Source organism: Gluconobacter vitians, from assembly GCF_015244565.1.
Taxonomy (GTDB): Bacteria; Pseudomonadota; Alphaproteobacteria; order Acetobacterales; family Acetobacteraceae; genus Gluconobacter; species Gluconobacter vitians.
In genome coordinates this window covers 1-885 of the sequence record NZ_JABCQG010000079.1, presented here as the reverse complement: position 1 = coordinate 885, position 885 = coordinate 1, and the positions used below count along the sequence as shown (strand labels likewise).

Annotated in this window: 1 protein-coding gene and 1 pseudogene; one reads left to right on the top strand and one right to left on the bottom strand. The window is 55.3% G+C overall.

Annotation, left to right across the window (positions count from 1 at the left end):
• Positions 1-312, bottom strand: a pseudogene (locus HKD24_RS15130) (transposase); the annotation flags it as partial.
• Between the two features lie 63 nt (positions 313-375).
• On the opposite strand from HKD24_RS15130, the gene HKD24_RS15125 reads away from it, so the two are divergent.
• Positions 376-885, top strand: a 510-nt coding sequence (locus tag HKD24_RS15125) for a transposase (protein ID WP_194260967.1), incomplete at its 3' end; no start/stop codon positions are given.

Genomic DNA, 885 nt, shown 5'->3' with positions numbered 1-885 from the left:
TTCTGGAAGACGTCCTGCCCGGAGATCCGCTTTCTCAGCGTTTGTATTGCGCTGCTTTGGAGCAGCCACCAGCGTGGCATCCAGGATCTGGCCTGACATCGGCAGATAACCAGCGCTGCGCAGGATTGTATCAAAGCGATTGAACAGACCCTCGATCGCTCCCGCCTGGGTCAGACGCTCGCGAAACAGCCAGAGTGTTTTGGCATCAGGCACACGGTCCGACAGCCCCAAGCCAAGGAAACGCATGAAGGATAAGCGGTCGTTGATGAGATATTCTGTCCGCTCATCAGACAGATGGAGGGTTCGAAAAACCCCTTGGCTCTGAGCTGTTCTGTGTGATTCCATTTCTTCGGCGTTGATTGGGGATGATGGAAGATGAAGCAGCCTGGTTTCTTTGATGTTGAAGAGCGCCTTGCTCGGCTGAGCGGGCTTGGCGATCAGCTGGAGGCCTTTTCCCGGACTGTGGATTTTGAGGTGTTCCGCCCTGATCTGGAGCTGGCTCTGGCCTATTCAGACGGAAGTAAAGGCGGGCGACCGCCATTTGATCCGGTGTTGATGTTCAAAATTCTGGTGATCCAGACGCTGAACAATCTGTCCGATGAACGGACAGAGTATCTCATCAACGATCGCCTGTCGTTCATGCGCTTCCTTGGCCTGAGGCTTTCAGATCGGGTGCCGGATGCCAAAACGGTTTGGCTGTTCCGTGAACGCCTGACCCAGGCGGGTGCCATTGAAAGACTGTTTGACCGGTTTGATACAACTCTGCGGAACGCCGGTTATCTGCCGATGTCAGGCCAGATCCTGGATGCCACGCTGGTGGCTGCTCCAAAGCAGCGCAATACAAACGCTGAGAAAGCGGATCTCCGGGCAGGACGTCTTCCAGAA